The 21,341-nt window shown below is 57.5% G+C and carries 24 protein-coding genes; 13 read left to right on the plus strand and 11 right to left on the minus strand.

Going from position 1 to position 21,341, the window contains the following annotated elements; translation table 11 throughout:
• Window positions 1-4: 4 nt before the first annotated feature.
• Window positions 5-484 carry a carboxymuconolactone decarboxylase family protein gene (locus tag ACMGGX_RS12505; RefSeq protein WP_014882392.1) on the plus strand — a complete coding sequence of 160 codons (480 nt, stop codon included), beginning with the start codon at window positions 5-7 and terminating at the stop codon, window positions 482-484.
• Here the strand turns inward: ACMGGX_RS12505 and ACMGGX_RS12510 are convergent.
• Window positions 471-1,373: a LysR family transcriptional regulator gene (locus ACMGGX_RS12510; protein WP_045404537.1), complete on the minus strand. Its 903-nt coding sequence runs from the start codon at window positions 1,371-1,373 to the stop codon at window positions 471-473. The genes ACMGGX_RS12505 and ACMGGX_RS12510 overlap by 14 nt on opposite strands.
• Window positions 1,374-1,473: 100 nt before the next feature.
• On the opposite strand from ACMGGX_RS12510, the gene ACMGGX_RS12515 reads away from it, so the two are divergent.
• The 7 genes from ACMGGX_RS12515 to ACMGGX_RS12545 all read left to right on the plus strand — a co-directional run bounded on the left by ACMGGX_RS12515 (window position 1,474) and on the right by ACMGGX_RS12545 (window position 7,172).
• Window positions 1,474-2,889, plus strand: a complete 1,416-nt coding sequence (locus ACMGGX_RS12515) for an aldehyde dehydrogenase family protein (RefSeq protein ID WP_420298441.1) — start codon at window positions 1,474-1,476, stop codon at window positions 2,887-2,889.
• 152 nt (window positions 2,890-3,041) lie between these two features.
• Window positions 3,042-3,365, plus strand: a complete 324-nt coding sequence (locus ACMGGX_RS12520) for an antibiotic biosynthesis monooxygenase (protein ID WP_348561974.1) — start codon at window positions 3,042-3,044, stop codon at window positions 3,363-3,365.
• Window positions 3,358-3,753, plus strand: coding sequence for an amino acid-binding protein (locus ACMGGX_RS12525; protein WP_181594316.1), 396 nt, complete (start codon window positions 3,358-3,360; stop codon window positions 3,751-3,753). The genes ACMGGX_RS12520 and ACMGGX_RS12525 overlap by 8 nt, the downstream gene beginning before the upstream one ends.
• Entirely contained in the window at window positions 3,728-4,423 is a 696-nt protein-coding gene (locus ACMGGX_RS12530; RefSeq protein WP_420298442.1) for an ArsR/SmtB family transcription factor, read from the plus strand. Before ACMGGX_RS12525 ends, ACMGGX_RS12530 begins: the two co-directional genes overlap by 26 nt.
• Before the next feature lie 148 nt (window positions 4,424-4,571).
• A complete protein-coding gene (locus ACMGGX_RS12535; RefSeq protein WP_033144545.1) occupies window positions 4,572-5,042 on the plus strand; it encodes a MarR family winged helix-turn-helix transcriptional regulator in 471 nt (156 codons plus the stop codon).
• The gene (locus ACMGGX_RS12540; protein ID WP_123244547.1) at window positions 5,039-6,106 is read left to right on the plus strand and encodes an HlyD family secretion protein; all 1,068 of its coding nucleotides are present in this window, start codon (window positions 5,039-5,041) and stop codon (window positions 6,104-6,106) included. Before ACMGGX_RS12535 ends, ACMGGX_RS12540 begins: the two co-directional genes overlap by 4 nt.
• Complete coding sequence (locus ACMGGX_RS12545) at window positions 6,096-7,172, plus strand: DUF2955 domain-containing protein (RefSeq protein ID WP_420298443.1); 1,077 nt, start codon at window positions 6,096-6,098, stop codon at window positions 7,170-7,172. The genes ACMGGX_RS12540 and ACMGGX_RS12545 overlap by 11 nt, the downstream gene beginning before the upstream one ends.
• Here the strand turns inward: ACMGGX_RS12545 and ACMGGX_RS12550 are convergent.
• The gene (locus ACMGGX_RS12550; protein WP_420298444.1) at window positions 7,169-8,440 is read right to left on the minus strand and encodes a DUF445 domain-containing protein; all 1,272 of its coding nucleotides are present in this window, start codon (window positions 8,438-8,440) and stop codon (window positions 7,169-7,171) included. The genes ACMGGX_RS12545 and ACMGGX_RS12550 overlap by 4 nt on opposite strands.
• A gap of 243 nt (window positions 8,441-8,683) precedes the next feature.
• On the opposite strand from ACMGGX_RS12550, the gene ACMGGX_RS12555 reads away from it, so the two are divergent.
• Genes ACMGGX_RS12555 through tssD form a run of 3 tightly spaced genes read left to right on the plus strand, consistent with a single transcriptional unit; the run spans window position 8,684 to window position 10,047 of the window.
• Window positions 8,684-9,046: a tlde1 domain-containing protein gene (locus ACMGGX_RS12555; protein WP_023310258.1), complete on the plus strand. Its 363-nt coding sequence runs from the start codon at window positions 8,684-8,686 to the stop codon at window positions 9,044-9,046.
• The gene (locus ACMGGX_RS12560) at window positions 9,046-9,555 is read left to right on the plus strand and encodes a hypothetical protein (RefSeq protein WP_023310259.1); all 510 of its coding nucleotides are present in this window, start codon (window positions 9,046-9,048) and stop codon (window positions 9,553-9,555) included. The genes ACMGGX_RS12555 and ACMGGX_RS12560 overlap by 1 nt, the downstream gene beginning before the upstream one ends.
• On the plus strand, window positions 9,556-10,047 hold the full coding sequence (tssD, locus tag ACMGGX_RS12565; RefSeq protein WP_063439881.1) for a type VI secretion system tube protein TssD: 492 nt from the start codon (window positions 9,556-9,558) through the stop codon (window positions 10,045-10,047). It abuts the gene before it with no gap.
• Window positions 10,048-10,068: 21 nt separating this feature from the next.
• Here tssD and ACMGGX_RS12570 read toward each other — a convergent pair whose 3' ends face one another.
• A complete protein-coding gene (locus ACMGGX_RS12570) occupies window positions 10,069-10,695 on the minus strand; it encodes a LysE family translocator (protein ID WP_348561977.1) in 627 nt (208 codons plus the stop codon).
• A gap of 47 nt (window positions 10,696-10,742) precedes the next feature.
• A complete protein-coding gene (locus ACMGGX_RS12575; protein ID WP_420298445.1) occupies window positions 10,743-11,486 on the minus strand; it encodes an AraC family transcriptional regulator in 744 nt (247 codons plus the stop codon).
• 151 nt (window positions 11,487-11,637) lie between these two features.
• Here ACMGGX_RS12575 and ACMGGX_RS12580 point away from each other — a divergent pair, with 151 nt between their 5' ends.
• Window positions 11,638-13,008: an NAD-dependent succinate-semialdehyde dehydrogenase gene (locus ACMGGX_RS12580; RefSeq protein ID WP_181594323.1), complete on the plus strand. Its 1,371-nt coding sequence runs from the start codon at window positions 11,638-11,640 to the stop codon at window positions 13,006-13,008.
• A gap of 43 nt (window positions 13,009-13,051) precedes the next feature.
• Here the strand turns inward: ACMGGX_RS12580 and ACMGGX_RS12585 are convergent, their stop codons facing one another.
• Together ACMGGX_RS12585 and ACMGGX_RS12590 are read right to left on the minus strand one after the other, a co-directional pair.
• Window positions 13,052-13,372 carry a hypothetical protein gene (locus ACMGGX_RS12585; RefSeq protein WP_028015390.1) on the minus strand — a complete coding sequence of 107 codons (321 nt, stop codon included), beginning with the start codon at window positions 13,370-13,372 and terminating at the stop codon, window positions 13,052-13,054.
• Window positions 13,372-13,917 carry a YfaZ family outer membrane protein gene (locus ACMGGX_RS12590; protein ID WP_420298446.1) on the minus strand — a complete coding sequence of 182 codons (546 nt, stop codon included), beginning with the start codon at window positions 13,915-13,917 and terminating at the stop codon, window positions 13,372-13,374. The genes ACMGGX_RS12585 and ACMGGX_RS12590 overlap by 1 nt, the downstream gene beginning before the upstream one ends.
• 411 nt (window positions 13,918-14,328) lie before the next feature.
• On the opposite strand from ACMGGX_RS12590, the gene ACMGGX_RS12595 reads away from it, so the two are divergent.
• Entirely contained in the window at window positions 14,329-15,687 is a 1,359-nt protein-coding gene (locus ACMGGX_RS12595) for an esterase-like activity of phytase family protein (RefSeq protein ID WP_420298447.1), read from the plus strand.
• Between the two features lie 429 nt (window positions 15,688-16,116).
• Here the strand turns inward: ACMGGX_RS12595 and yjiA are convergent, their stop codons facing one another.
• From yjiA to ACMGGX_RS12620, 5 genes are all read right to left on the minus strand, one after another.
• Complete coding sequence (yjiA, locus tag ACMGGX_RS12600; protein ID WP_348561982.1) at window positions 16,117-17,070, minus strand: GTPase; 954 nt, start codon at window positions 17,068-17,070, stop codon at window positions 16,117-16,119.
• Window positions 17,071-17,080: 10 nt separating this feature from the next.
• Window positions 17,081-17,284, minus strand: coding sequence for a YbdD/YjiX family protein (locus tag ACMGGX_RS12605; protein WP_003856610.1), 204 nt, complete (start codon window positions 17,282-17,284; stop codon window positions 17,081-17,083).
• A gap of 100 nt (window positions 17,285-17,384) precedes the next feature.
• Window positions 17,385-19,538: a carbon starvation CstA family protein gene (locus ACMGGX_RS12610; protein WP_023334384.1), complete on the minus strand. Its 2,154-nt coding sequence runs from the start codon at window positions 19,536-19,538 to the stop codon at window positions 17,385-17,387.
• Between the two features lie 191 nt (window positions 19,539-19,729).
• Entirely contained in the window at window positions 19,730-20,647 is a 918-nt protein-coding gene (locus ACMGGX_RS12615) for a helix-turn-helix transcriptional regulator (protein WP_420298448.1), read from the minus strand.
• A gap of 179 nt (window positions 20,648-20,826) precedes the next feature.
• Entirely contained in the window at window positions 20,827-21,339 is a 513-nt protein-coding gene (locus ACMGGX_RS12620; protein ID WP_420298449.1) for a 4-hydroxyphenylacetate 3-monooxygenase reductase subunit, read from the minus strand.
• Window positions 21,340-21,341: the final 2 nt, after the last annotated feature.

Consider the following 21,341-nt stretch of genomic DNA (forward strand, 5'->3'; position numbering starts at 1 on the left):
GACAATGAGCACTCGCGTTAACCACCATAAAGTTACACCCGCCCTCGCCAACGCCCTGTCTGCCCTGAGCATGGAGGTGGCAAAAACCTCCATCGACCCGGCGCTGAAGCACCTGATCGACATTCGCGTATCGCAGCTGAACGGCTGCACCTTCTGCCTGGATATGCACTCGAAAGAGGCCAAAATCGCCGGCGAGCGCGAGCTGCGCCTGTACCATCTGGCGGCCTGGCGCGAGTCCCCGCTGTTCAGCGCCCGCGAGAAAGCCGCGCTGGCCTTCACCGAAGCGCTGACCCAGATTGGCGTTCACGGCGTGAGCGACGCGTTGTACCGCAGCGTGGCGGAGCACTTCTCGGACGTGGAGATTTCAGAGCTGAACTTCGCCATCGTGGCGATCAACGCCTGGAACCGTCTGGGGATCACCTCCCGCATGGCGCCGGGATCGCTGGACGCGGCTTACGGGCTGAACAAGGCTAACCTGGAATAATCCCGCGCTCGCGGATCGTCGCCACCAGCGCCCGCAGGCCTGGCGGGACGTGGCGATGGCCGGGGTAGTACAGGCGCAGTCCGGCAAAGGGCTGCGCCCAGTCGTTTAGGACGCTCACCAGTTCTCCCCGCTCAAGCTCTTCCCGGATATACAGCTCCGGCAAAAATCCCACCCCTAATCCCGCTTTTACGGCGCGGATCGAGGCAAAAAGATCGGACGTCGCAAAGCGCGGCGGGACGGCAAGGGCGTACGTTTCCCCCCGACGCGCCAGCTCCCAGCGGTAGATCCCGCCGTGGGCCATGCGCATGCCGATCCCCTGATGCGAAAGCAGATCGTCCGGCGTCTGCGGAATGCCGTGGCGTGCAAAATAGTCCGGCGTGGCGGTGACCAGCTGGCGGATCTCGCCGGTCAGCGGCACGGCGATCATGTCCTGCGGCACGGACTCCTCAAGGCGGATCCCCGCGTCGTAGCCTTCCGCGACGATGTCGATCATTCGCGCTTCGCTGACGGTCTCTACGCGCATCTTCGGGTAGCGGATCATAAAGTCGATCAGCAGCTGGTCCAGAAACAGGGCGCCGATATGGTTCGGCACGTTCAGACGCAGCGTGCCGGCGGGTTCCCCGGTGTCGCTGTGGATCTCCTCGCTGGCGAGACGGATCTCCTGCAGGGCCGGGCCGATACGCGCCACGTAGCGCTGTCCGGCGTCGGTGAGCGCCACGCTGCGGGTGGTGCGGTTAAAGAGGCGGGTATCAAGACGGCTCTCCAGCCCGGCGATGGCGTTGCTGACCGCCGTGGCGGACATGCCCAGCTCCTGCGCCGCGGCGCGAAAGCTGCCGCGCCGCACGACCGCCATCACCACTTCCAGCTCTGTCAGACCTGAACGATGCATAGATTATCCTGAAAATCGAAACAACCCTTGCAGCATAGCGTGGATTATCGCAACGGAGAAGCCGTGACAGACTGTGCTCACACAGCCTGAGGAGGTTTATATGCACACCATCGAACAGATCTTTATTAACGGCGAATTTGTTACCCCGCACGGCACCGAGTGGTTTGATTTGTACAACCCGGCGACGGCGCAGGTCATCGGCCAGGTTCGTCTGGCGGATGAGGTTGACGCGGAGCGCGCCGTTGCGGCGGCGAAAGCGGCGTTCCCGGCGTGGTCACGGACCACAAAGCCGGAACGCATCGCGGCGCTAAAACGTATGCACGCCGCCGTGGCCGCACGCCACGACGATCTGCTGGAAGCGGTCATTGAAGAGTACGGCGCGCCCGCCTCGCGCTCGGCGTGGATGGCCAGCTATCCGGCGGAGGTGATTGCTCAGGCCATTGAGGCGCTGGAGGCGTTTGAATTTGTCATCCCCGCAGGCGCAGCGACGGTGCAGATGACGCCGCTTGGCGTGGCCGGGCTTATCACACCGTGGAACAGCGACGCCGGGTTTATCTGCGGCAAGCTGGCGGCCGCGCTGGCGGCGGGCTGTACGGCAGTCATCAAGCCGAGCGAAATGAGCGCCCTGCAAACCCGGATTGTCACCGAAGCGCTGCGCGATGCCGCGCTGCCTCCGGGCGTGTTTAACATCGTCACCGGGCGCGGCGAGACGGTAGGTGAGACCATCAGCCGCCATCCCGACGTGGCAAAAATCTCGTTTACCGGCTCGACGAATACCGGCAAGGCGATCCTGCGCAACGCGGCGGAGAGCTTTAAGCGCGTGACCCTGGAGTTAGGCGGTAAATCGCCGACGATCCTGCTGGATGATGTGGATCTGGCGCAGGCGATCCCGCTGGTGATTCAGGCCGGGTTTATGAACAGCGGGCAGGCGTGCGTCGCCGGAACGCGCATTCTGGTGCCGCAGGCGCGCAAGGCGGAGATCGAAACCGCGCTGGCGCAGGCCGTGGCGGCGGTGAAATCGGGCGATCCGCGCGATAGCGCGACGGACGTCGGCCCGATGGTCAGCGAAAAGCAGTGGCAGCGGGTGCAGGGCTATATCCGTAAAGGTATTGAAGAGGGGGCGCGTCTGCTGGCGGGTGGTGAAGGGAGACCGGACGGCACGCGAGACGGCTGGTTTGTGCGCCCGACGCTATTTGCCGACGTGAACAACCAGATGACGGTCGCCCGTGACGAGATTTTCGGCCCGGTGCTGTGCGTAATCCCTTATCAGGACGAGGCGGAGGCTATCGGCATTGCCAACGACACAGAATACGGCCTGAGCGCGATGGTGCTGGGCGGCGATGTGAACCGCGCGCGACGCGTGGCGCAGCAGATTGTTTCCGGTCGCGTGCTGGTGAACACCCTGGCCCATGAGCCGAAAGCGCCGTTCGGCGGGTTTAAGCACTCCGGCGTGGGGCGCGAGATGGGCGAGTGGGGAATTCGGGCGTTTATGGAGCCGAAGTCGATTCTGAGCTAAAACCTGCCCTGTGGCGCTGCGCTTGCCGGGCCTACGTCATCCCACAGGCCGGATAAGCGCAGCGCCATCCGGCACAACGCTTCGCTCTTTGCCGAAGCATCGTTCCTCTCTACCCTGCATTCTCTCCCCAACATCACTACGGAGAGACCATCATGATTGCAGTCATTTTCGAAGCCAAAGCCGCGCCCGCCCATCAGGCGCGCTATCTTCAGCTCGCCGCCGAACTCAAACCTTTGCTGGCGGACATCGACGGCTTTATTGATATCGAACGTTTCCAGAGCTTGACGACCGACGGCAAAATCCTGTCGCTTTCCTGGTGGCGGGATGAAGAGGCCGTCCGCCGCTGGAAGCAGAACGTCTTTCATCAGGCCGCGCAGGCCGAAGGGCGGGAGTCGATTTTCGAGTACTACCGCATTCGGGTGGCGCAGCTGGTGCGGGAGTACAGTTCCGAAACCGGAGGGCACGCGGATGTATGACGTTCATGTAATTTTTAGCGACAGGCCCGGCGAGCTGGCGCGCTTTGGACAGCTGCTGGGGCGCAACGGCGTGGGGCTGGAGGGCGGCGGCGTATTTGGTACCGATGCCCATTTTCTGGTGGAAGACGGGGAAAAAGCGCGATGCGTGCTGCTCGACGCCGGGTTTACCGTGCAGGCGTTGCGTAAGCCGGTGATCCGGAAACTCAGGCAGGAGCGCCCCGGCGAGCTGGGTGAAATTGCGGCGGCGCTGGCGGCACGCGGCGTGTCTATCCTTACCCAGTACAGCGACCACGCGAATCACCTTATTCTGCTGACGGATGATGATAAGCTGGCCGCAGAGATCACCGAACCTTGGGCAACACATGTTAAAAACGAGCCTACCTCCTGATAACGGCGCGGCGCTGGAACAGGCCGTTGCGGCGGTAGCGGCTGCAATGGCCGATCCGTCGCGCGTAAAGATGCTGTGCGCGCTGATGGACGGGCGGGCGTGGACTGCCACCGAGCTGAGCGCGGCGGCAGACGTTGCGCCGTCGACCGCCAGCGGGCATCTCGCCCGGCTGGTGGAAGGGCAACTGATCGCCTGTCTGTCGCAGGGGCGGCACCGCTATTATCGTCTGGCGGGGCACGACGTGGCGGCGCTGGTCGAGCATATGATGGGGCTCTCCTGGAGCCGCATTACCCCACCGGAAACGACCGCACCGAAGGCCATGCGCGAGGCCCGAACCTGCTACGACCATCTTGCCGGAAGGGTTGCGGTGCAAATCTACGATTTTATGCAGGCGGAAGGCTGGCTGGAGGCTGACGGTTCAGCGCTCACGCCGTATGGCCGGGAGCAGTTTCTGAAGCTTGGCGTTTCGTTAAGCGCTCACCCGCGCCGCAAAGCCTGCTGCGCCTGCCTGGACTGGAGCGAGCGGCGGTTTCATCTGGGCGGTGAGGCGGGCGCAGCGCTGCTCATTTATCTGGAAAGCAAAGGGTGGATCCAGCGGGTGGCGGGATACAGGGAGGTGGTGGTGACGGCTTCAGGTAGGGCTGCTGTTAAGAGACTTTTTAGCCGCTAAACTTCGCTGCGGGCTGGTGCCCTCACTCCGACTCTCTCCCACGGGGAGAGGGAGACGTCGTTTCGCAATTCCTGCTCTTTCGCCTCTCGTTCCTTGATACTTATCCTGATAACTATTATCGTGGCCGCGTGTGACGAGAGGTTTCCCCATGAGCGAAGAAGAACTGTTTAGCCGCAGGCCGATGGGCATGCGGATGGCGATGATCGTGCGCCAGTGGCGTGCGGTAATCGACGACGCCATTCTCGATACCGGGTTAACCCAGTCGAGCTGGACGGTGATGATGCAGCTTCATCAGCTCGGGGATAACGTCTCCGTGAGCGAGCTGGCGGAGGTGCAGGGCATTGAACTGCCGCCGCTGATGCGCACCCTGACACAGCTGGAAAAGCAGGGTTACCTGCTGCGCTCCGTATCGCCTTATGACAAGCGCATCCGGCTTCTGACGCTGACGCCTGAGGGAAAAGCCATATTAAAAAGGCTCACTCAGGTGATTGAGACCTATCAGGCGCGCGTATCGCAAAACATCGCGCCGGAACATATCGACATTTTCAGCGCCACCCTGAATCAATTCGCCTGCAATTTGCGGACAATCCGCGAAGAAGATAACAAGACCGAAAAATAATGACCCCTGAACAAAAGTTTGCCCGCTGGGTAAGGGTGAGTATTGCCTCTTTCCTGCTGATGTTTGTCTACTTTATCGTCGCGGATATCTGGATCCCGCTGACGCCGGACTCCACCGTGATGCGCGTGGTGACGCCGGTTTCTCCGCGCGTCTCCGGCTACGTGGCGGCGGTACATGTCCACAACAACAGCCAGGTGAAGAAAGGCGATCTGCTGTTTGAGCTCGACGACACGCCGTTTCGCAATAAAGTGGAAGCGGCGCAAATCGCGCTTGAGCAGGCACGCCTTTCCAACGACCAGCTGGATGCGCAGATCGCCGCCGCGCAGGCCAGCCTGAAAACCGCCGTTCTGACCGCGCGTAACGATAAAGTGACCTTCGATCGCTACCAGAAGCTGAGCACCCTGCAGAACGTCTCGCAGGCGGATCTGGATAAGGTTCGCACCACCTGGCAGAGCAGCGAGCAGTCCGTAAGCTCCATCCAGGCCAATATCCATAACCTGCGTATTCAGCGCGGCGAGCGGGACGAGCATCGCAACGTGACGCTGCAAAAATACCGCAACGCGCTGGATGAAGCGGAACTCAACCTCGGCTGGACGAAGGTCTACGCCCAGGCGGACGGCACGGTCAGTAACCTGCAGTTAAGTCCGGGCTTTTACGCCTCCTCGGGTTCAGCCGCACTGGCGCTGGTGAACAACCAGACCGATATCGTGGCCGATTTTCGCGAAAAAAGCCTGCGCCATACCCATCAGGGCACCGACGCCGCCGTGGTGTTCGACGCCTTCCCGGGGCACGTTTTCCGCGCCCACGTGACCAGCAGCGACGCGGGTATACTGGCGGGTCAGGAGGCCGTGAACGGCCAGCTGTCCGAGCCGGAAACCTCCAACCGCTGGGTGCGTGACGCCCAGCGCATGCGCATTCACGTTGCGCTGGACGAGGCGCTGCCGAAGCATCTGCCGACCGGCGCGCGCGCGACCGTGCAGCTCTATAACAGCGAGGGGCCGTTTGCGCGCTTTTTCTCCGGGATGCAGATCCACCTGGTGAGCCTGCTTCACTATGTCTATTAGCACCCTGGCGCGGGTGTTTACCCCGCACGGCAACATCGTCTATACGGCAAACGACTTTCGCCAGACCCTGCGCATCGTCTTTGCCGGGATGATTGCGCTGAGCATCTCCAGCTTCTACAACACCAGCTACGGCGTATTTTTCGTGGTCTATCCGATCATGCTGCTGTCGTTGGTGCCGGTGTTTAACCGCCACGTGGCGAAGCAGTTTATCTTCAGCGCCGCGCTAAACTGCGTCGAAATGATCTTCATCATCGGCTATCTGTCGCAATGGCCGGTCATCATGACGCTGGTGGTGTTTGCCCTGTACGTGATGCGCTTTCGCTTTATGAGCAAGGGACCGCTGTTCCTGTTTGGCTCAATGGGCGTGGTGTGCCAGAGCGTGATGCTCAACTTTATGAGCTACCCCACGACCAGCTGGCACACGCTGCTGTTTTCCAACATCGAAGCGAGTGTGATGGCGGTGTGCCTGAGCGCGCTGATGAACTATCTCCTGCCTGACGTGGAGCCCCGCAGGCCGCCGCCGCTGATTGAGAAAGACGATGCGCGCGTGCGCCACGAGTCGCTGCTCTCCGGTACCGTCGCGACGCTGATATTCTTGGTGTTTCAGATTAGCGACTTAAGCGATTCGCTTTCGGCGCTGATGGCGGGGATTTTGATCCTGTTCCCGATGCACTATCGCGGTTCGGTGATGAGCTCTATCTGGCGCGTGGTCGGCGTGGTGCTGGGCTGCCTCTATATTCTGGTGGTGCAGCTGATCCTATACGATCACAGCAGCCATATGCTGTTGATGATGCCCCTGATCGGCCTCGGGCTGGCGTTTGGCGCGCGCCTGCACGTGATGGAAAAGGTGGGCGCGGGCGTGGGGTTTTCCAGCATCACCACCATCGGCATTATGTTCGGGCAGAACATGCACCCGGACACTGACCTGGTGTTCAGCGATCTCTATCGCATCACTTCCGTCACCTTTTCGCTGGTCGCAACGCTGACGATGGTCTTCCTGGTGCACCTGATCCTCAATCGCTTCAAAGCGACGCGCTACGTCATCGCGCCGCCCAAGGTAGATTAATGTCCCAGCACGGCAGGCAGCTGCGAGAGTAAAAACAGGATCAGGCCAATCGTCCCGCCGACCAGCGTGCCGTTGACGCGGATGAACTGCAGATCTTTACCGATGTTCAGCTCAATCTGGCGTGACATGTCTTTGGCGTCCCAGCTTTTGACCGTGTCGCTGATGTGGCGCGTCAGGAAGGCGGCAAAATCCGGCGCGAGGCGGTGCGCGGCCTGCTCCAGATGCTCGTTCAGCGACGCCCGCAGGCTGGCGTCGTTAGACAGCGTTTCGCCAAACCACAGCCCGGCGTTGGCGATGCGGTGCTTCACCCGCGAATCCTCGCTTTGCATATCCGCCTTCAGCCACTGGCGCAGGTCAGCCCACATCTCTCCCAGATAGCGGTTAAACGCCTCATCGTTTTTCAGGTAGTGCTTAATGTTGTCGGCTTTCGCCGCCATTTCCGGATCGTTTTTCAGGTTGTCTATAAGCTTCAGCGTGGCGCGGTCGAACGCCTGGCGGATCTGGTGCGTGCGGTCGTGGCTGATATCGTCCAGCAGCGTGTTCACCGCGTTCGACACCATCTCCGCGCTTTGATCGCCCAGCCACTCGGTGGGCAGCACCATCGCTTTGCGCGGATGCTCGGTCTTCAGCCAGTGGACAATCTGATCGGCAATAAAGTCCCGCGTGCTCTCCCGCTGAATCAGGGTAATCAGACGGTTGATGATCGCATCCAGCAGCACCTGGTGGCGGTTGTTTTTGGTCATGCTCTCCAGCATCACGGCGCTGGTTTCGGTGAAATCAACCTTGTCGATGGCCTTATGCACCGCCCGTTTGAGCAGGCGCTGAATGCGCCCGTCGTCGGTCAGTTCGAGAAAACCGCTCATCACCTGCATTAAATGCAGCCCGACGCGCTGGGCGTTGTCGGGCTTGCTGAACCAGGCGCCGATCATCTGCGCAGGTTCATAGCGGCGAATCAATGCGACCAGCGACTGGGTATCAAGAAACTTCTCCTGCACAAACTGGCCGAGATTGTCGCCGATCCGGTCTTTATTGCGCGGGATAATCGCCGTATGGCGCGAGATAAACGGAATAGGCACCCGGCGGAACAGCGCAACTACGGCAAACCAGTCTGCCAGCGCACCGACCATCGCCGCCTCGGCAATGGCCTTCACGCCGCGCACCCAGAAGGTCTGCGGCAGGAACAGGGTGGTGATAAACGCTGCGGCGGCAACCAGCAGCAGCGACAGCGCCAGCAGCTTGGCGCGTTTGAGTTCAGCTATTTTTTCCATGGGTTAAGGATAGAGGGAAGTTCACCAAAAATGCAAAGCTGGTGTAAAGGGGAGACGCATTCTCAGTGTGAACAAATGGCGTCTATATAAAAAATATATACATCTAAATTATCTATTATTAATTTTTCTATATTTTTTTGTGCTTATTTATTTTTGGACGTAATTTTTTGTGACCGTCGTAGTCATTTTAACGCTCTCATTAGCCATAAGATAAAGGACTATTTATGAAAGGAGACGGTATTGATGACATGGGAGTATAAAGTTTCGACAGGGGTGTTGAGTCATAATGGTGTGTTTGTCGCTAACTGCTACAGCGGAGCGGGTGAATCGAAAGATAAGCCAGAGTGTGAAGGTCAACGAAACAGAGGCCCCATTCCCAGAGGTATTTATTTTATTGCCGGGTGGAATAATCATAAAAGTGCAGAGGCTATTATTCTTGAACCTATAGCGGGGACCAATACCTTTGGTAGAGATCATTTTCAAATTCATGGGGATAAAAAAGGTCAACCGCCAGGCTCAGCATCAGCTGGTTGCATCATTATGAACGGTCAGGACAAGCGCCATATGATTTATGATTCGGGTGACACAATTCTGGTGGTGCGATAATGAAATATATCATTGTGCTCTTATTGTACTTCCCGTTGGCTTTATTTGCCAAAAGTCACACTCCAGAGCAACTTTTGCAGATGATAAACGAGAAAGGTGCCTGGCATGTTGTTGCACAATTATATGCTAATGATAGCGATGAGTCGGAATGGTGGAATCATGTTATCCCAGAGATTAGTAAAGGAAACCAGAAATGGTTAGCTGTCGCGAGTGCTCTTGAGCCGGGCGTGGACGCCAGTACGGCTGAAGACTTAAAAGCAGCGCTTTCTGAAGCTATCCCTCATAATCCTGCAGGCGTTTTAGCCATTTTAAAAGACGATAAACCGTTGCTCACTATTGAACAAGTCTGCGCTTTTGCTAATTTCCCTGAGACGGAAGCAGAGAGTAATAAGCTTTATGTAGATTCAATCAGGGAGATGTTTAAGGTTAACAGTCCGAAGGGGAAAAAATGTCTCGCCGTTATGATCGCCACCGTTGAACACTCTGTTCCATTCGATAAGGATATTTAAATGGCCATTCCGGGATATATGTCATTAACTGACGATGCGGGTAATATTATAAAAGGGAGCGTGAAAGTTACAGACCGTGAAAACCAAATTGAGGTTTTAGGGCTCTATCATAACGTAAGCTATAATTCTGACCTGCATAATGGCAGAGTGTTGAGCAAACCCCAGCATCGCCCTTTTCTCATTGAAAAGGAAATTGATGCCTCCAGCGTTTATCTCTATAAAGCGCTTAGCACGGGCGGTACGCTCAGGAAAGCAACTATCGACCTTTACAGAATCAATGATGCCGGTCAGGAGGAAATCTATTTCACGATAACGCTGGAATCGGTAAAAGTCGTCACGCTGTTTTCATTAATGCATGACGTGAAAGAGACTTATCATGAAAAACAGGGGCATCTTGAGCTTGTTCTGCTTCGTTATGAAAAGATTGCCTGGCATTACCGTGACGGTAATGTTATTCATTCGGATGACTGGGATTATCGGTTAGGTGCATAGAAAACGGCTGATAAGATTCTTTCATATCACCCGCCACAGCACCCACCCGCCAAACCCCATCAGCACCACCCCCGCCGTGCGCTCAATCCACCACAGCGAACGGCTGAGCTTCTGTTGAACCACGGTCAACCCCATCAGCGATACCAGCGCCAGATCCCACACCAGCACTACCATCACCATCCAGACGCCGCAGATCGATTGCTGAAGCAGCGTGACGTCCGGCCCCAGCAAGGCCGTCATCAGCGCCAGATAGAACAGCGCGTTCTTCGGGTTTAACAGCGCCGAACCGAGCCCCAGCAGGATCTGCTTTTGCAGCGATGGAAAGCGCTGGTGGGTTTCATTCAGCGCCAGCGACTGCTGACGGCTGCGAATCAGATGCGATCCGATCCACAGCAGATACAGCGCCCCGCAAAACTCGATCAGCGTAAACAGCCACGCAAACTGGCGCAGCGCGCTCCAGCCGATAATCACCAGCAGGATGTAAAGCCCGTTACCCGCGGCGATGCCGAGGCACAGTCCGGCGCTACCCCGTAGCCGATAGCGCGCGGCGTAGCCCACCAGCAGGAAGAAATCCGGGCCCGGGCTTAGCAGGGCAACAAAATGCGCCAGCGCCAGGGCGAGAAAAGCGGAAGGGAATAACAGTTCCATAGCGACCTCATTTAACAATCCGAGGTCAGAGTACGGCGCTGCAGAACCTATTTATTGTCTGATATTGATCGGCCGGTGGCGTACTGGCGCGGCGTGGCGGCGGTATAGCTGACGAAGGTCTTATGAAAGTGGCTCTGGTCGGCAAAGCCGCTCTGGTAGCCGACGTCGGCAATATCATCCCCGGCGCGCAGCCGCGCCTTGGCGTACTCCACGCGGGAGATGTTGAGAAAGTTGCCCGGCGTCAGGCCGGTGTCCTGTCTGAAGGTGCGGATCAGCGTCTCCTTGCGCAGCGAGAAGCGTTGGGCAAGCTCGTCGAGGGAAGGCGGGCAGGTGAGATCGGAAAGAAACGCCTGCTGAATCTGCTGGCTGGTTGCGCGAAGCGCGTCAGCGTTATCCACGGCGCGGGGAAGGGCAGAAAGCAGCGTTTCCAGTGATGCCGGAGACAGGGTCTCGACAACGTCCAGGTAATGGGCAAACAGGGTTGGGCTACGAATCACCTGTAGCGCCAGCGGAAGCCCGGTGTCGATATAGAGCATATGGTAGCTGCGCGGATTCCCGGCGACGGGGTTGCAGCTGTGCGGCGCACAGGCCGGGATCACGATGAGGTCCCCGGGGTTAAGGATGTACTCTCTGTCATGGCACACGCAGCAGGTCTGGCCCTCCACAATCGCGCCGATGGAGAGCTGAGGGTGACTGTGGCGTTTGTACGCCTGCGTACTCTGCCAGGTGCTGCGCAGCTCAAGGCCTGAGGCGCGGTGAAAAGTCTGGCGGATATGTCGGGTATCGGTCATGGGCGCTCCTTCTGAAGATTTTTTATACCACGTCAGCGAACCGTCCGGCAGCGCTTCATTAAGAACCTTCCGGATATACCCAACTTTACGTCCATAGCCAGTCATGTTGACTACCCTTAATACCCTAAGCGGTAAAACAAGGAGATTCGACATGGCTTATCAGACAGTAAATCCTGCCACTAACCAGCTCATCAAAGAATACCCCTCACATACCGACGCGGATATCGAAGCGGCGCTGAAGGCGGCCGATGCGCTTTATCATTCGGACTGGGCGAAAGGCGACATCAGCCAGCGCCTGCCGGTGCTGCATAAGCTTGCCGATCTGATCGACGAGCGCGTGGAGGATCTGGCTAAAATCGCCAGCCAGGAGATGGGTAAGCTCATCGAACAGAGCCGCGGCGAGGTGAAGCTGTGCGCGCAGATCGCCCGCTACTACGCCGACAACGCGAAGCGGTTCCTGGCCCCGGTGAAGTACGACTCTGAGCTCGGTGAAGCCTGGGTGGAGCATCACCCGATTGGCGTGCTGATGGCCGTTGAGCCGTGGAACTTCCCGTACTACCAGCTGATGCGCGTGCTGGCGCCAAACCTGGCGGCGGGTAACCCGGTGATCGCCAAGCATGCCAGCATCGTGCCGCACTGCGCCGAGACCTTTGCCCATCTGGTGCGCGAGGCGGGCGCGCCGGAAGGGGCGTGGACCAACCTGTTTATCTCGTCCGAGCAGGTGGCGAACATCATTGCTGACGATCGCGTGCAGGGCGCCGCATTAACCGGCTCCGAAAAGGCCGGCAGCGTGGTGGCCGCGCAGGCGGCGAAGCACATCAAGAAATCCACGCTGGAGCTGGGCGGTAACGACGTGTTCGTGGTGCTGGATGACGCAGACCTTGAGAAGGCCGTGAAAATTGGCGTTAACGCGCGGCTCAACAACGCCGGGCAGGTCTGCACCGCGGCGAAGCGCTTTATCCTGCATGAAAAGATTGCGGATGCCTTCCTGAGCAAATTCACCGAGGCGTTTAAGCAGGTGAAGATTGGCGATCCGCTGGACGAAAGCACCACGCTTGGGCCGCTGTCGTCTAAAGATGCGCTCGAAACGCTGACCAGACAGGTTAACGAGGCGGTGAAAAACGGTGCGACGCTGCACTATGGCGGCAAACCGTTACAGCGCGACGGGAGTTTCTTCGAACCGACGATCCTGACGAACATCTCCCGCGATAACCCGGCGTATTTCGAAGAGTTCTTCGGCCCGGTGGCGCAGATGTACGTGGTGAAAAACGACGACGAGGCGGTCGCGCTGGCGAACGACTCCCACTACGGCCTGGGCGGGGCGGTATTCAGCCAGAATATCGAGCGCGCGAAGAAAATGGCGTCGCGCATTGAGACCGGGATGGTGTACATCAACTGGCTCACCGATACCGCGCCAGAGCTGCCGTTCGGCGGCGTGAAGCGCTCCGGCTACGGGCGCGAGCTGTCGGATCTGGGGATCAAAGAGTTTGTGAACCAGAAGCTGGTGGTGGTGCGTAAGTAAGAGATAATAAAAAACCTGCCAGCCGGCAGGTTTTTTTAAGGGATTATTGCACTTCGATCTTGTCCCAGCCGCTTTTGAACATGCAGCTGTCGACTAGCGTATCCCGGCGATATTCGTTCGCGTCTTCAACCGTGTAGCTCGTGGAAATATCCTTTTTCTTGTTCTTTTTGTCCGTTTTTTCCGAGCTGGATCCGGTCACGACGTTATCCGGGGGCAGATCGATCAGCGCCTGCGCTTCGCATTCCGTGAGCTTCTTATTCATTTCCGCATCGCTGACGCCCGGTTTCACCCATTTGTACTGGACGCAGCCGGTGAGCATCAGCGTGAGGCTCAGAACGCAAAGCGCGGTAATGCGGTGTTTCATCAGAAGGTGACTCCACCGCCTACATATGCGCCGTCAATCAGCGTGTGGCCAGGACGACCGTCTTTGCCGTCCACGCTCACGTGGCGGTAGCCCACTTTCAGGGTCACTGGCGTAATTGGCGTCCAGCTTACGCCGCCGTTGGCTTCAACGTAGTTTTTCACGCTGTTGTTCAGGCCTTCTGGCGCCACATAGCCTTCACCGTACACGTGGATGCTGTCGGTCAGAGCAACGTTTACGCCGCCGCCAATCGGGAACGCCACGCCGTTATCGCCTTTTTTCGGGCCGAGGTAGATGGCTTTTGCACCCGCATTCAGCATCACCGGGCCAAGACCCAGGTTGTAGCCTGCGCCCACGCCGCCGGTTTGGGTACCGTCGTCGGTGTTTTTGAGCCAGTTGCTTTCGAGATAAACACCGGATGAGGATTTCCCCATTTCCAGATTGAGGTTGGTAAAGTTTTTACCCTGCTCAACGGTGCCGCCCACCGCCAGTGCGGAACCCGATACGGCAGCAAGAGCAGAAAGAAGAAGGATATTCAGTTTTTTCATGTTTTTTGCCTCGTCATTAAATTCATCTGGGCGCACCTTAACAAGCGATGTTAATGACTGCAAATGTGATATAAATCGCGGTTTTATACTGATATTGTTAACTTTTTTATTGAAGTTGTTGCGATGATGTTTGATTGTCGGGGTGTCAACAGGGGATGTTTTTAGCGTTTAGGAACCGTTTAGTTTTTTGACTAAACATAAACTGAACGAGGTGGGGATAGTGATTTGAGATGAATTAATTGGGTTTCTAATAATTTCCAAAAATGTTTCGCCTGTCACACAAAACAACAAAGCCTTACATTTCGAGCGATGAATATACGTTCAATCGCGCAGGCCGGTTTCCCTTCCATGTCATTTTTCTGACACGTTTATTCTTTACGTTGTTGGCTTCACTAACTGGATGCTAACAATATGAAAAGAAAAATTATTCCTGTACTAATCGGCTGTGCGCTCTCTTTCTCTGGCCTGGCGGCGCAGCCCACTGCTGAGCGCTATGTCGTCAGCTTCCCTGAAGGCTCCCACGTGAGCTACAGCGGCGCGTTTGCCAGCGCGTTTCCGAACGGACTGCCCGTGGGCATTGGCTCCGGCCTGCTGTTTACGGGCAAGCAGGGCGACGCCCTGACCTTTGCGACCGTGACCGATCGCGGTCCAAACGCCGATGCGCCAAAAATGGGTAAAAACGAAGCCAAAATATTTGTCACGCCAGATTTTGCGCCGCTGCTGATGACCATCCGCGTTCAGAACGGCAAAGCGGAGGCTGTCGATGCCCGCCCGCTGCATGATGATAAAGGCGAGATCAACGGTCTGCCGCTGCAAAGCGGCGTGATTGGCTCCACCAATGAAGTGGCGTTCAGCGATACCCTCAAGATCCTGAAGGGTGACAACCGCGGGCTGGACACGGAAGGCATCACGCCGGACGGGAAAGGCGGCTACTGGCTGTGCGACGAATATGGTCCGTTCCTGATTAACGTCGACAGTAAAGGGAAGATCCTGGCGATCCACGGGCCGCAGGCCGCGGAAGGGGAGAAATCCATCGCGGGCGGCCTGCCAAACATTATCAAATGGCGCCAGGCGAACCGGGGCTTTGAAGGCCTGACCCGGATGCCGGACGGGCGTATTATCGCCGCTGTGCAAAGCACGCTGGATATCGATGGTAAGAGCAAAAAGCAGGCGCTGTTTACGCGTCTGGTGAGCTTCGACCCGGCAACCGGGAAAACGGCGATGTACGGTTACCCTATCGACAGCGCGGCCTACAGCAAAAACAGCGACGCCAAAATCGGCGACATCGTGGCGCTCGATGACCAGCACATCCTGCTGATTGAGCAGGGAAGCGATAAAAACGACGGCATGCGTAACCTGGTTTACAAGGTGGATCTCAGCAAGGCGAGCGACCTGACCGCCTTCGACAAGCCGGGCGAGTACCCGGAGTTTGATGATGAGAAAACCCTGGCGCAGCGCGGCATTACCCTTGCGGCTAAAACGCAGGTCGTCGATCTCCGCGCACTGGGCTGGCAGCAGGAGAAGGCCGAAGGGCTGGCGCTGATCGACAGCAAAACGCTTGCGGTGGCGAACGATAACGACTTTGGCGTAAAGGTGGCGATGCAAAACCCGGTCGAGGGCAAGAAGCTCAAGGATTATCGGGTGAACGCGGAAGGCAAGCTGACGCTGGATGATAAACCGGTGGAAACCACGCTCAGCGTGAAGCCGCTGAAAAAGCCGGAGTCGGACAGCGAGCTGTGGATTGTGACGCTGCCGGAAGCGGTGAAATAAGTATCCCCACAAAATAATGCCTGCACAGACGCCCCCTCTCCCTTGAGGGAGAGGGCTGGGGTGAGGGGGAACATACGGCTGTGGTGGTCATTCCGTTTACTTCATGTTCCTTGCTACTCTGTAACGGCATGACCGGTGAACGTGCCAGGGTGGCTCAATCGCCACCACCCTGGCGACCCGGGCTCCCGGCGGTAAATCGCCGCTTCGCGGTGCCCTCAGCTTATTCCTTCAGGCTATCGGGTCGGGCATGAGCCTGCATCCCTGCAGGCCACGCCCTCTCGGTGCATCCCTGCGCCTCGCCCCGGCCTTACGGAAACGCTTCGGCGATTTACAGCCGGACCAGGGCGTCGCTGTAAGTCATTAATTAACCTGAAGCAACGTTCATCGCTTCAGGTTAATAAATTACTGGGCAGAGGGGATGCATGGCTGTTATTTCTTCAGCCCCGCAAACGCCGCCCGTATTTCTTCTTCAGGCAGCTGTATGCCTATAAACACCATCACGCTGTGCGGTACTTCCTCGCCCCAGGGTCTGTCCCAGTCGGCGCTGTACAGGCGCTGCACGCCCTGGAACAGCAGGCGGTTCGGCTCGCCGTCAATCCACAGCATCCCTTTGTAGCGCAGCAGCTTGTCGGCAAACGACAGCAGCAGGTTTTCCATCACCCGCGAAACCTCGCTGATGTCCACCGGGTAGTCCAGCTCGACCACAATCGACGCCACATCGTTTTGCTTATCTCCCATAAAGTGGAAGCGCGGTTTTGCGGTGACGTTCTCTTCCAGCATAAAGCCGTTGGTGTTGAACAGCTGAGACAGATCGATGTCGCCGTGCGTCACCGTGTAAACCGGCGCGCGGGAGTTAATACGCGTCAGGCGCTCGCGCAGTTTTTCGCTTTCGCCCGCCACGTCGGTTTTGGTCAGCAGGATGCGGTCGGCGTAGCCCACCTGAGACTGGGCGATGGTGAACTGGTTCATCTGCTCGTCGGCGTGAACCGCGTCGACCAGGGCAATCACGCCGTCCAGCAGGTAGCGCTGGCAGAGGATCTCGTGAGAGAAAAAGGTCTGAATAATCGGGCCGGGGTCGGCCATGCCGGTGCACTCGATCACCAGGCGGTCAAAGTCGATCTCGCCGCGATCGCGGCTGTCGAGCAGGTCCAGCAGGGCGTCTTCTAATTCGTTGGAGCGGGTGCAGCAGATGCAGCCGTTGGTCAGGGTTTTGATCTGGGTGGCGCGATCGCCGATCAATTGATCGTCAACGGAGACCTCACCGAATTCGTTTTCGATGACGGCGATTTTGAAGCCGTGCTGTTCGTTCAGGATGTGGCGCAGCAGGGTGGTTTTACCGGCGCCGAGAAAACCGGTCAGCAGGGTAACGGCAATCGGGGTCATGGTCTCTCCTTTAGCAGCAGCGGACGCCGCCTTCTCCACTTCCGCCGTAGCGCGCTTCCTGACGCTCGCGGAAGAATTCGGTGTAGGTCATGTACGGCTTATCCGGATGGTTGGTCTTCATGTGCTCAACGTAGTTGTCATAGTCCGGAATGCCAATCAGCATTTTCGCCGCCTGACCGAGGTATTTTTTTGCTTCGCCTAAGTTACCAAACATTGTGGGTTCCAGACAGAAAAAGCCCGGCGATGTGAGTCCGCTGGGCTTATGTTTCCCTCACCCCAGCCCTCTCCCAAAGGGAGAGGGGGAGGATTGCGGATTAATGGTGTGAAGAGGTCTTCACGCCGCCTTCCGGCACCGGCACGTACGGGGTTTCTTTATCCGTACGGCCGTCGGCGTTGCGCACGTTCAGCCAGGTTTTGATGCCGTAGAAGATGATGCTGTACACCACCACCAGGAACAGAATGCTCAGACCCGCGTTGGTGTAGTTGTTCACTACGATATGGTTCATGTTGGCAATCTGCTGCGCGGTCAGGTCCGCGCCGCCTGCGGCAATCTTCTCTTTGTACTGGTTAGCCATGAAGAAGAAGCCTTCCAGCTGCGGGTTGGCGCTGAACAGCTTCAGGCCAAGCGCCCAGGTAGTGCAGAGCAGCAGCCACAGCGCAGGAACAACCGTTACCCAGATGTATTTGGTGCGCTTCATCTTCACGAGGACCACGGTACCCAGCACCAGAGCAACGGCTGCGAGCATCTGGTTAGAGATACCGAACAGCGGCCACAGGCTCTTCACGCCGCCGAGCGGGTCGACAACGCCCTGATACAGCAGGTAGCCCCACAGTCCGACGCAGCCCGCAGTACCCAGAATGCCCGCTACCAGAGAGTCGGTTTTCTTCAGGAACGGCACGAAGTTACCGAGCAGGTCCTGCAGCATGAAGCGGCCCGCACGGGTACCGGCGTCCAGGGCGGTCAGGATGAACAGCGCTTCGAACAAAATACCGAAGTGGTACCAGAAGCCCATGTCCGCCCACGGCAGCACCTTGTGGAACACGTGTGCGATACCGACGGCCAGCGTTGGTGCACCGCCTGCGCGGTTCAGCACGGACGGTTCGCCGATGTCCTTCGCGGTTTGCATAATCTGCTCAGGCGAAATCACGAAGCCCCAGGAGCTGACGGTCGCCGCCGCGTGTGCGCTCGCGTCCTTCAGCTGCGCCATAATCAGCGCCGCGTTGTCACCGCCCATTTCGTGCAGGTTTGGCATGGTGATGCCGAGGCCCGCAGGCGGGGTATTCATCGCGAAGTAGAGACCCGGTTCGATAATGGAGGCTGCAACCAGCGCCATGATCGCCACGAAGGACTCCATCAGCATTGCGCCGTAGCCGATCAGACGCGCATCTTTCTCGTTCGCCAGCAGCTTAGGCGTGGTACCGGACGCAATCAGGGCGTGGAAGCCGGAGACCGCACCGCAGGCGATGGTGATGAACAGGAACGGGAACAGGGCGCCTTTCCACAGCGGGCCGGTGCCGTCGATGTACTGGGTCACTGCCGGCATTTTCAGATCCGGGTTAATCACCAGGATACCGATCGCCAGACCGACGATAACGCCGATTTTGAGGAAGGTCGCGAGGTAGTCACGCGGGGCCAGAATCAGCCAGACCGGCAGCAGCGCGGAGATAAACGCATAGCCAATCAGCGCGAAGGTAATGGTGGTGTCCTTGAAGGTCAGCGCCGGGCCCCAGTACGGGTCGTGCGCAATCACGCCGCCGAAGTAGATGGAGGCCACCAGCAGCACGATGCCAATCACCGACACTTCGCCCACGCGTCCCGGACGCAGGAAGCGCATGTAGATACCCATGAACAGCGCAATCGGCACGGTTGAGCAGACGGTGAAGACACCCCACGGGCTTTCGGCCAGCGCTTTCACCACGATCAGGGCCAGCACCGCGAGGATGATGATCATAATCAGGAAGCAGCCGAACAGGGCGATCGTCCCCGGCACGCGGCCCATCTCTTCTTTGACCATCTCACCCAGAGAGGCGCCGTTACGGCGAGAAGAGATAAACAGCACCATAAAGTCCTGCACCGCACCCGCCAGCACTACGCCGGCGAGCAGCCACAGGGTACCCGGCAGGTAGCCCATCTGCGCGGCCAGCACCGGGCCCACCAGCGGGCCTGCGCCAGCGATAGCGGCAAAGTGGTGACCAAACAGCACGTAGCGGTTGGTTGGCACGTAGTTCAGGCCGTCATTGTTAATGACCGCCGGGGTGGCGCGCGTCGGGTCGAGCTTCATGACCTTCTGCGCGATGTACAAGCTGTAGTAGCGATAAGCAACAAGATAGACGGAAACCGACGCGACCACGATCCACAGGGCGCTTACGTGTTCGCCCCGGCGTAATGCGACAACCGCCAGACAGAAAGCGCCGAGGATCCCGAGTAAGGCCCAGGGCACGTGCTTCAGTAGTTTTTTAGTATCCATAGTAAGACCTGGTTTTTTATGTAAAGAAAAAAGGGTCAGGGTTCGTTGTGAGGAGGTATTGATTAATGCTGGAGCGATCGTGCCAGATCCTCGCGCGTGTAAAGGACGGTAAATGAATGAGTGGTTGAAAGTGCCGGGTGAGCGGTCAAAGGGGGCGACGAGCGGTTCCGGCTCGCCGCCAGGGGGCGAAATTATGTGATTGAGATCACTTGATTATTCGGGTTACGTTCTACCGCCAGATAGTTCTCCAGCGTTCTAATCAGTTTTTCCTTCAGCCAGTTCGGTTCCAGAATCTGAATGTGGGGCAGCCAGTAGAACAGCAGCGGCAGGATCTGGTTTTCGTGCGCCGCCTGGCAGCGCAGCGTGACGCCGCCCTGTTGCTCCTCAAGTACCTCCTGTTCCGGCAGAAGATCGCGGCGCAGGAAGTAATGTGAAATATTATCTTTGATAAATATTTTCACTGCGAAAGTATTTTCTGACACCCAGGGATCGAGGCTTTTCTCCAGCAGCTCAAGGACATTTTCTTCGGGCGTAAAGGTCGTTTTCTGAATATCAAACCAGCTAATCTGGCTCAATGAGAAGGATTTCAGGCGGCTATTTTCGGTGGCTTGTAAATACCATATATTTTTTTTGTTAATGAGTTTGTAGGGATTAATCAGACGGGTTTTCCCCTTATAAACGATCTGACAAACATTATGGTTTTTAATCGATTTCTCGATTTTCGTTAAATGACGGCGAATATCACGTTCTACCGTGTGTTCTGCCTCATTGCCAAGAATAAGAATATGGTTTTCGTCAACGCGCGTTTCGAGCTTCTGCCAGAATTCCGTATTTCTTTCAGGGAAAAAGCTGTCAGCATTCAGGAAGTTAGCAAGGGTGTGATGTAAGCCTTGTCCGCCGGGCGATTGCGCAGAATGGATCAGTCGATATAGCCCGTTACCGGTATGTTCAACAATAGGAGATAGGGCATTTAAATCCCGGTAGACGGTACGCTCGGTAATTTTAAATTTTTCCATTAGCGCACTGCGGTTTACCACACCGTTTAAATGTAGCTCAACCAGAATATCGACCAGACGTTCAGCCGAGCGGCTCCGCGTCGTTTTAGCCATAAGGTCATCCTGTATATTTAGGTATGCGCTGAATGATGCGGATGCACTGACAAAGGGTGTCAGTATTCAGTCACAGAAAATTTCTCTTATGGTTATATAACGGCGTGATTTAGCGGAAACCTTAGGAGTTTTTGTAGAAAGCGGCGCTGGCCGAAGAAAAAGGCCAGCGCGAAGGGGGATCACACGGCGGCTTCCGCCTCCAGCATGACCGGGTGGAAACGGCGCTTGAAGTAGATCAGGCCGTGTCCCGCGTCACTCAGAATGATGTTCTTAACTTCAACAAGGTAGACAAGATGTGTGCCGATGGTTTGCACCTGGCTAATCTCGCCTTCAAGGCTGGCCAGCGCGCCCTTGAGCACCGGCTGCGCCAGCGGCCCTTTATGCCAGCAGGAGAGGGCAAAGCGCTCCTCCATCGTCATACCGGTCATCCCGGCGAAATGGCGAGCCATGATCTCCTGCTCGTGGTTCAGTACGTTAACGCACAGCCTGCCGTTGCCCTGAAATACCGGGTTCATGGCGCTGTTGGCGTTGATGCACACCATAACCGACGGCGGGGTGTCCGTGACCGAACAGACGGCGGTGGCGGTAATGCCGCAGCGGCCCGCCTCGCCCTCGGTGGTGACCACATTAACCGCAGCCGACAGGCTGCTCATTGCGTCGCGAAAACGCAGGCGTTGTTCATCTGAATGCATTG

It is taken from the genome of Enterobacter sp. BNK-29, from assembly GCF_048684785.1.
GTDB lineage: Bacteria > Pseudomonadota > Gammaproteobacteria > Enterobacterales > Enterobacteriaceae > Enterobacter > Enterobacter cloacae_M.